The organism is Ruegeria sp. AD9 (assembly GCF_056542305.1).
The window spans coordinates 1-9,659 of record NZ_JBQFZP010000034.1 but is presented as its reverse complement, the minus strand read 5'-3'; the positions used below and the strand labels follow the sequence as shown (position 1 = coordinate 9,659).

Here is a 9,659-nt window from a genome sequence, read left to right as displayed (position 1 = left end):
CAGCAAGTCACTGAACCGGCTGACAACCGAAACCGCCAAACTGGGGAATTTTAACCTGCCCGTTCTGGGGAAATTTGAGATGCCATTGACATGCCATGCGGGCTGCGCCGGAGCGCCTTGTCTTTATTGATGAGACCTCGGTCAAAACCAACCTGACACGGCTACGGGGCCGATCCCTGCGGGGTAAGAGATTGGAAATGGATGCACCTTTCGGCGCATGGGGCACACAGACCTTCATCGCGGGTCTCACCCACGACAGCCTGATCGCACCATGGGTCATCAAGGGGGCCATGGATGGTGACGCTTTTGCAGCATATGTCGCTGACGTTCTGGCACCGGAGCTGACACCCGGAACTGCGGTGATCTGCGACAACCTTGCCACGCACTACAACAAGTCGGCTGTGCAGGCCCTGAAGGACGCGGGTTGTTGGTTCCTCTACCTCCCGCCGTACTCGCCGGACCTCAATCCGATTGAAATGGCGTTCTCGAAACTGAAGGCGCATCTTCGGCGGATCGGTGCCCGCACATTCGACCAAATGTTCACCGCCCTCGCAGAAATCTGCGACCTGTTCACCCCGCAGGAGTGTTGGAACTATCTTTGCGAGGCCGGATATGCCTCAGGTTAAAAGCTCAAAGCTTTAGCTTAGCTGCATAACCAATGGCGAAATACATCGCATCAGAACGTCAAAATCGGCCCGACCAATACCCAACGGCTTGTCAGATGTTCTGATGCGCTCGGCAGGGGTTCACCTTAGATTCCTGAATATGGTGGCATGATTTCTGAAGAAATCTCGCCACCAGGAGAGGTGGATCACCTGCTTCAGGATGTGGTTCCGATACTCGGGAGACCTCAACAATGCCCGGGATTTTCGGGCGATCAGTTGTGGGGCGTATTGTATTTTTCGACTTCGCGTGCTGCCAAACCTCAATATGGCTTCGTCCACATGGGGGTTATTGCAGATACTTGTATCTTTCTGCGCTCGTTGTGTCAGGTAAGTCGCCATAGCCTCGAATTCAGCGACGACAGTCCCCATCCCGAATTGCGTCAAGTGTGCGTTCACTTTTTTAATATCGCATCTGCTACGCAAGCTGGTCCAGTCAATCCAAGACCTTAGATCGAAGGTTCCGTAGTGATACAGAGTGTGGGATATCAGATGGCACGCGCGATCTTCAGGTGACATTATGTAGAGGCCAGGCAGGGACGTTTCTTGGGCACGGGAAAGAACATCGCGTGCCGGTAATAGACGATCCATCGTGCCTCGGCCAACTGCTGTGTGCAACTCTACCGGAAGCTCCCAGTCCGCGTGGATAATCTTCGGAAGATGATGTTGAACGATACGGGTACCGCGCCAGTTTAGATCCGAGTTTGCGGAGGAGGTGGCGGTGGGCGGAGATTCTGCGCCAATGCCAAGCAATGCATCCTTAGCCGGCCCGACCAGTTCCTGCGGTATCAGAATATCAAGATCGCCGACAAAGCGAATTGCAGAGTCTTTATGCAGGGGGTCCAACGCGTCACCTCCACCCTTCATGACCACTGCCGGAACATCGGCCTGTGACAGGGCCTGGCGGATTGAGTGTAGTTGCTGTTTCGCTTGTGTTAGCCGCGTTGCGTTCGCCTCGTGCATTGACCTGAAATAGAGAAAAAGGTCCCGCGGGACGGTGCTGATCAATTCCTGGTTTTCAACCAGAACTTTTCCCACCAGCGCGTGGACGTGGTTGTTTTGAGCCACTCTTGCCAGGTGCTCGGGCCGCGCGTGTTTGAGCGCGGTCATCAGGCCTTCATCCGGCTGCCCTGAGAAGTAGGTGCGGGTCAACAGCAGGATCGCTTTGTGCGTGACCGATATTTGCCCGACAACATCCCTCATTTTGCCAGAAGGTCGAGGCAAATGGGAATCGACTGAGACGACGACGAAAACTTGAGGAGATAGAATGGCACTGTGTTGCAAAGCGTTGAAATCGAGTTGATTTGCGGACTTGCGCGACAGGGGCGGGCGCCTGACCGAATGCAGGTGGCAAAGGCTTCTTCCGGCGACACGCGTTCCAAACCCGGTTTTGTGCTGGCCATATATTGCGGAACGATCACAGCGTTGATCGGTTTGCTTGCACCAGCGGAGGAACCCGTGGGCAAGTGGATGTAAGTAACGCCATCTCTGGTGCTTTTGTGATGTTCAAATCGGCCAAACAGCTGTCGAATTTCTGGCAGGTTGTATGCGGTGGATTTGACAGCAGCGGCAGTGGGAAATGCGAGAACAGAACGCCCGTCACATGCGAGTGGGATGTGATCGTCTGCAAGAGAATGGCAGCCATTGGCCACGAGCCCCAGAGACAGGGTCGATTTGCCCTGGCCACTTTCGCCAATGAACGCCAGAACCTTTCCCGAGGGGCCAGAAACTGCGGAACCATGTAAAACTGCCCCAACCTCACCTTCGCCACACAAGACCTGTGCCGCCTCTTTCAGCAATAGAAATCTGGCCTCGTCCCGGTCTGTTCGACTCCAAATTGGTTTGCCCTGAAAACTCAGCGCAAGTTGACCGCTTTTGTCAGCCACACAGCGGAACGTTTTAGCGGGCCCGACTTCGCCCGCGTCATCACTGTAGGAAAACAGAATCTCATCAAGTTCCCTCGTCAATTCCCGGCTGTCCGTTTCAACGCTGAACTGACCCTTCGCTGACCTGTAACTCACAGCCTGGGTAATCGCCTCCCGGACTTCCAGAGGGGGGCGCGGGAAAGGGCGCGGTCTATCGTCAAACAAACCGGCATTCTTCCAGTCATCAACAATTGCCGAAATTGCTTTGGCCTCGTCCTCCGCTAAATATCCGGGGCCATTACCGTATAGTATTTCGTCCAGCACAGCACGCCCTAACATGTTGGTCAGGACTATAGATCCACTGGCTGGTGAGTGCATAGCGAAGGATTTACCGACATCAACAACCTCCAGCTTCGAGGCGGGGTATCGGATCTCACCAAGATCAATCAATTTAACAAATTCCGACAGATACAGGCCCTAGCCTCCATTGCGGAAAGCACCGAGGCCTGCATTTACAAAACCTAGATCTCTAAGAAAGGCCGCTTTGGCGAGATATTACCAAAACCGCGATCTGCGCGTCCGTTTCTTGGGTTTGCCCCAGCGATTCTTGAATTTTCTCGGTTTCTTTTTCGGAGAGCCACTGGCCGCCGATTTAGCCACCGCGTCGGACGCTGATAGCACCACCGTCGAAGCGCCGCCCACTACCGCAGAATATTTCAGGATTGCTGACATCACCTCGCGACGTTCAACGTCTTCGATAACGTCTTGTTTCTCGTCCATACCCGTTACCTTCACCACTAACATAGCATCAAATATCATACCAATTTCTGGGGGTTCGGGCAAGTAACTCTAAGTTCCATCAAAAGTTTCAACATTGAAACCTAACAGCGCTTACTGTTGCATTTGAGGCAACGAATAAGCTCGCCTTGACTAAATATGTGCCCGATCCGATGGAAAATTGGCTGATCCACGCGATTCTCTGTGGGGGAAATCCTAAATGTCAGGGCCGAATCATAAAATCTCGTCCCAGCGTAACGAACACGGAATGAGAATTGGCGCGCGGTTCCGCGCGTTCGTTGCGCATGCGATAGTTGTAACCTGTGCGAACGGCCCAGTCCTTTGTAATCGAATGCTGATACGCGGCAACAAAGTCGGCCCGGTCGATCTGGTTGTTTATTTCTTCACTGATCGTATAGCCCGCGTCCAAAACAATGCCTGATACGCTGTTGATCTGATAATTGTATCCTAGGAACAGTCCGGTCCTTACGACGTTGCCTTTTTCTTCGTCAAATTCAACCCAGCGCCGGAACAAGGCGCTGAACTCCCCTTGCGCCGTTTCCTGACGCCAGTTGAGTGATCCTATGACTGCTGACTGATCCAATTCGGAATCGGCGACGCCGATGGAGGCCGCAAAATCCCCTGTGGGCAAAGTGAAGGAACGTCCGACACTAAGTGTCTGGATCTCTCCGTCTTCGGTAACATATTGCTCGGCCTCGGCGCTCACTGATCCATTGGGCATCTCTCTGACCAACCGAACCAGGCCCTCGGGTCCATCCGACCGCGTTGTGGTGCCAAATTCACGGGTGTCAATGGTGGCATAGCCAAAGCGCGCATCAAGATTCCAGATCGGAGTAATCGCGTAGTTCAAGCCAATATAGTTTCTGACCGTTTCCCGGCGCGTGTCTTCAGTATCGTCGGCGTTGTAAAGCCGATAGGCGCCACCAAAAGTCCCTGTGACCGTTGGCGACAACCGCAGGCCAAAATCAGCGCCCAGATTGGTGCGTTCATTGTCAAACAACCCGGGGTCGGTTGTGTCAGTGTATTTCAGCGCCAGGTATTCCGCCGCGATTCTGGCTTCGAATGGACCTCCTCGCCCAAGTTCAAGCCCCGCTCCGGTTCTGAAGCGTTCCCGGTTCCCGGTCCCGTTCAGATTGTCCAGATCCGGCGGCAATAATATTTTGCCATCGGAGGTTTCAAAGTCCTGAAGGGGCCGCAGAAATTCAATGTTGGACTGAAGGTATCCGGCGCTGAAGCTGAAGCCGGAATTCGCGCCTTGCCGACCGTAGGTCAGATCGAGCCGCTGATCGTCGAGCCCCGATTGCGCACCTGGACCATCCACCGCCCGCACCACTGCGGATGCTCCAAAACTGAACCTGTCGAGCGGAGTCTCGCGGTTCAAATTCAGGGACAGACCGGTCTCGGCGAATGTCGTTCTTCCAAGGCTGACAGGATCGAGATCCAGGTTGTCGTCGGTTACAAAGCGTTGGCTAAAGCCCAGAACTACCTGCGTCCCGCCCTCCTGAGCAGCGACGGGCATACCGCAAAAGACAGAACACACACCAGCAAGAAAGCCGCGATAGATCAGATACCGTCCCACTATGGCCTCAATTTATTTCTATCATTATGCCGCAGTGTTTTGCTCAATGCAGCTTTTGTCCCGGATGCCCACCAAATGCGGGGTTTTATCATTTCACCCTATTGATCCACAGACTAGGACTTTGCAGCTGCTTCGTCTTCAATAAAGACTGCCCGCCACATAATTTTTGCATGGCGTATTGAGTTTGCAACATATTGAAACCTCGGGTGAGCGTAAGGGTAGGTGGCGCTACCGGGTCAGGCGTTTGACCGAAAGGTTGAAAACCCTTTGATGTTAATGAGTTAGATCGTTTGCAAGCTCCCTTAGGCGACCGAATTACAGAGGGTATTTCAGAGCGCCGTGGAGCACCTGATACACCGCTCTTGCCGGGCACCAATTTCAACATGCAATTCAGATATGGTTTTCGTTCAAGTAAAGGGTGAATCCAGCGACTGGAAAGTCGCCCGAAAACTGCGCAATCCGGATTTCATTCTGCTGCTTCTCGCGCAGGACTTGTGCGCCTGAATTGACGTTTCAGTATCAATTACCCCGGAATGATTTCACCGCCGTGTGCAGTGCAGCCAAGCTCTTGGACTTTTGGGGAATAGGTCAGATTGCCACCCGAACGGAGAAGGCCTTATGAGGCGGCACAAACGGTCACCCTGGCGCGCTGTTCTCCGATACCTTGAAGGGATACCCCACCAGGTTTCAGAAGAGAACACTGATGCCCAAATTTACCTGGATGCGCCGGCTATCCCCGAAATCCTCCAATCCGGTGGCGTAGCTGATCTCACCATATGCGCTGGCTGTTGGATTCCATGCATATGAAGTACCGGCTCCGATTTCTGCGGCCCACGCGTCGAGGTCACTGGAAATTTCCCTTCCGGATACAAACACCTGAGCGTTCCCTTCAAATTCGTGATAGAGGTTGAATAGCCCGTAGATTGACCCCGGCTGTTGATCATTTCCACTTTGATACTCGGCCAATATCCCCAGGCGGGCCAGAGTGCTTTTGGCGCTGGTGGGGTCCACCCGCTCTCCATTTGGGCCGGAAAAGCTGTCAAAGTTAACCGAAGTGTAACTAAGCTGTGCTTGCGGTGTGATGCTAAAACGGTTGCCAGTCTCGAATGTCCTGCCCAGCTCGATCGAAGCGCCGTAGCCGGTTCCGTTATTCCCGTTGATCAGTTCACCCAGAGAGTCCGATGTCAGGTCGCTGTCATACCAGTTGTATTTCAGCTGGCCGTCCACATAGAAGCCAGAATGCCCGTACCAGGTCGAGGCGATGCCGAAACTGTAGCCGGTGGTGTCGATGCGGCCATTCCCGAAACTTGAGCTTACAGAACTGTCTGCCTTGCTGTATTTGAAAGTCGGGCCTCCGACGAGGTATCCGTTCGAACCCGAGAGCAACAAGAAGTCCATGCCGCCGGAGATATTGAAGACATCAATATCCGCGCGCGCGTTCGTCGAACTGTTTTGTGGATCGACACGCAGGTCCGAGCCCTGAAGGCGCACCCACAGCGGCGAGCCGGCATCGATGTCGTCTACGACATCGGCCGAATTCATGCTTGCCAGAGCTCTTTCGTGCCGATCGCCAACTCTTTGCCTCAGCGACGGAAACGCGTTCAACGCCTGAAGGTTGCGCGCATAGTTTTCATAAACCGGGATCGCGGGTTGGAAGAAAGGTGTATTTCCGGTCCCTGAAACCAAACTCCAGTTACCGGCGCTGTTTTGTCTTAAGGTGTAGACATAGGCACCGGCAATCAAAGCCCCTTCACCAGACGGCGTTACGAAGTTTCCGCCCGAAAGTGTAAAATTCGCGGTGGATCCACCTGCTACGGTAATAACTTCGATCTCGGTCTGGGTGACGTCACCCTGGCCACCAACATTTTGTACATTCACAGTTCCGGTGCCTGATGCGTTCCCCGTTACAACGATGCGATCAGAAGTCGAGCCAGGGCCTGCGAGAGACGTGTCCAGGCGAATTTGGCCCGAGCCGGCATAGTCCCCGCGTATCGTAATCTGATCGCCCACAGCGCCGTCCTGGGTGGTTATGGTCCCGTTGTTGGTCACATTGCCGGAAACTGTGTATGCACCCGATCCACCCCCGGCCGCCTGGAACACGCCGCTGCTGAGGTTAAGGTTGCCCATCAATGCAAATTGAGTCCCGGCGTTCAGGATCGCCCCGTTGCGAAGGAACAGCCCGGTTGATGCCGACCCGTCGCCTATGGCGACAAAGTTGTCATTGAACGAAAGGCGGCCTCCGTCTGCGACAAAAGATTCAAAATTATAAATATTTTTTCCGACCAAATCATAGTTTTGGTTGGTTTGAAAAACAGTGTCAAAGCCGTCTCCGCCAGAGAGGATTGTATTGGCGCCCAATGCCCCGCCGGCCAATACAAAATCGTCTCTTCCGGCATTTAGCTGCACTGCCCCGTTCACACTGGCCCCGGAATTCAGCGTCGTGACGGAGTCCCCGCCGTTGTTGCGGATTGCGAGGCCGGAGGTCCCGGAAACGTTTGTCCCGGAATTGAGAGCAATTTCGGTCCGCGCCCCTGTGTTTGTTTCTGTATCAATAGCATAGCCGGTACCGCCGGAAACGTTGCCGTTTGTGGTTATGGACAAAGTGCCGGTGCCAAGGTTTTGCGCGAAAATCCCTTCTGATCCACCAGAAACGTTGCGAACTGAAACTGTCAGATTTGTAGCTGTGGCAGCATTCCGTGCGTCGACCCCTCTGCCAGTGTTTCCCGAGACGCTTTCTGCACTTCCAATGGACAGAGCACCACTTCCATTGTTGATCACGGAGATACCGTCTCGTGCGCCGCTTACAGTTCTGGCGGAAATCGTCAAATCCGAACTCTGCCCGGCGTTACTTGCCCGAATGCCATCGACGCCGGTTCCGGAAACTGTACCAACTACTGTAATTTGCAGCGCACCTGTTCCAAGATGGCGCGCGAAAATCCCATCAGTGGCACCTGTTACGTCCATTGTCGAAATGTTCGTTCCACCGGTGGCTCTGTTCGCAGTCCGGGCGTCAATTCCTCGCTGGTTGCGGCTGACAATGGTGCCGTTCGCGTCTATCGTCAGCGCGCCTGTTCCATCATGTTGTGCCCGAAGCGCGCTGCGGAGACCGGTAACGTCGCCGGTTGTTACAGAAAGGTTGGCTGCTGTCGTTGCATTTCCCGCCCAGATGCCGTGCTGTTGCTGGCCTGAAACAGCGCCATTCGACGTAACTTGCAATGAGCCGGTGCCGCGGTTGGTTACAGCCAATCCGCTCAGTTGACCGGCTATCGCAGAACTGTTTGTATCGGAAAAAACGATATCGCCCGTAGCGGCGCCGGTGTTTTCCAGTGTGAACGCATTTCCCTTCGTCGTCGTGATGCCAAAGCCGGCATTCGTTGTAACGTTCAATCCGCCGCCTATTGCACCGGGCGTAAGGTTCTGAGTGGTGTCTGTTGCGGGGTTTGCAGGTGAATTGCAGCTCCAGTTGCCCGATAGCGGGACGCTTTCCATACAATTGCCTGCTGTGGCCAAATCACTGCTGAACAATATTGCCAGCGAGCCCAACCCGATAATCACCGCTCCGACCCTGGGATAGGCATCGAAGGCCCCGAGGCTTGGCGATAGCGATAAGGTCTGATCGCTCAACCCGGCTATAAAGTGGCCACGTGGGGATCGTTTGCAACTGCCAATTTTGCGGCCCGAAGTTTTGAGACGTGCCAGGCGTTCAGTTTTTCTCATTCTTTAAACTCTTCACTTGTTACAACTCACTACATCTGCACCAGAGCAGACTTTGCATTTACAGTTCCCGTCGGTTAACCGCAATGACCCGAAGTGGGCCCCGAGCCACCAGTGGCAACTCTGCACACTGGTTCTCGCGAAACTTGAATTGCAATTCTGCAATTTTTCATCGTTCCAAACTACACTTTGCCAAAGCGGCTGCCTGTGCTTCCCGGACACAGGAAAACGTTCGCCGGGGTTTGCTGTCACCTGTCTTCCAATCGGATCCAGGGCACGGTTAGACGATGTCGCCCGCAGAATCCACTCTGGCCACTCTAGCTTGGCTAAGTAACCAAATGTTAAGGGTTTAGGTCCTGTATGTTGTCAATGCTTTTGGGCGAGAAAGCTGTGCGCCTGTCTGAACATAAAACAATTTGCTGAGTTGCGAAATCTGCCCCACAAATTTGATCAATGGTGCCGTGTCTCGTTCTGCAAGGTTTTAGAAAATTAATATTTTATAATGAGTTAAGGGAAATTTTCTTCACGGGCAATAGTCCCGCAAGGTCGTTGGAATCCGACCGCCGAACCCTACCGGGAACGACCAAACGGCTTAAGTCTGTTCTTGCACCAGTTGATGCAAATGCAGAAACAAATAGGAAGCTCAAAGGGATCTGTTGCAAACTTTTGACCCTTGACCTTCATCGCGTTAGCACCTGTGTGGCGAACGGCATTATCCAGTTGAAGGTTGGTCTATGATTTCTTTCAAGGGTGCGCAGTATCCGAAGGATGTGATCCTGTTCGCGGTCTTCTTTTATGTCCGCTACGGTGTTTCCTACCGGGATCTGGAAGAAATCATGGCCGAACGCGGCGTATCGGTTGATCACACCACGCTGAACCGATGGGTCACACGGTATTCCGGCGCGATTGCAGAAACAGCGCGCCGCCGCAAACGACCATGCGACCGCTCCTGGAGAATGGACGAGACTCTGAGTAATTGAGCGACAGCTCTCTTGGCCGGTGCATGATGGCATCGGAACAAAGACAGGAGAGTAAAATGGA

The 9,659-nt window shown here is 53.7% G+C and carries 5 protein-coding genes and 2 pseudogenes; 2 read left to right on the top strand and 5 right to left on the bottom strand.

Annotated elements, in window-relative coordinates; all coding sequences use genetic code 11:
• Positions 1-95: 95 nt before the first annotated feature.
• Positions 96-626, top strand: a pseudogene (locus tag ACR0AM_RS21080) (IS630 family transposase); the annotation flags it as partial.
• A gap of 120 nt (positions 627-746) precedes the next feature.
• Here the strand turns inward: ACR0AM_RS21080 and ACR0AM_RS21075 are convergent.
• The 5 genes from ACR0AM_RS21075 to ACR0AM_RS21055 all read right to left on the bottom strand — a co-directional run bounded on the left by ACR0AM_RS21075 (position 747) and on the right by ACR0AM_RS21055 (position 7,730).
• On the bottom strand, positions 747-1,865 hold the full coding sequence (locus tag ACR0AM_RS21075; RefSeq protein WP_480623939.1) for a nucleotidyltransferase family protein: 1,119 nt from the start codon (positions 1,863-1,865) through the stop codon (positions 747-749).
• Entirely contained in the window at positions 1,862-2,977 is a 1,116-nt protein-coding gene (locus ACR0AM_RS21070; protein ID WP_480623938.1) for a hypothetical protein, read from the bottom strand. The genes ACR0AM_RS21075 and ACR0AM_RS21070 overlap by 4 nt, the downstream gene beginning before the upstream one ends.
• Before the next feature lie 105 nt (positions 2,978-3,082).
• Positions 3,083-3,346 (bottom strand): hypothetical protein, encoded by a 264-nt coding sequence (locus ACR0AM_RS21065; RefSeq protein ID WP_480623937.1) that lies wholly within the window; start codon positions 3,344-3,346, stop codon positions 3,083-3,085.
• 181 nt (positions 3,347-3,527) lie between these two features.
• Positions 3,528-4,904: a hypothetical protein gene (locus tag ACR0AM_RS21060; RefSeq protein WP_480623936.1), complete on the bottom strand. Its 1,377-nt coding sequence runs from the start codon at positions 4,902-4,904 to the stop codon at positions 3,528-3,530.
• Between the two features lie 687 nt (positions 4,905-5,591).
• On the bottom strand, positions 5,592-7,730 hold the full coding sequence (locus ACR0AM_RS21055; RefSeq protein ID WP_480623935.1) for an autotransporter family protein: 2,139 nt from the start codon (positions 7,728-7,730) through the stop codon (positions 5,592-5,594).
• A gap of 1,622 nt (positions 7,731-9,352) precedes the next feature.
• Between ACR0AM_RS21055 and ACR0AM_RS21050 the strand changes: the two are divergent.
• Positions 9,353-9,586: pseudogene (locus tag ACR0AM_RS21050) on the top strand (IS6 family transposase); the annotation flags it as partial.
• Positions 9,587-9,659: the final 73 nt, after the last annotated feature.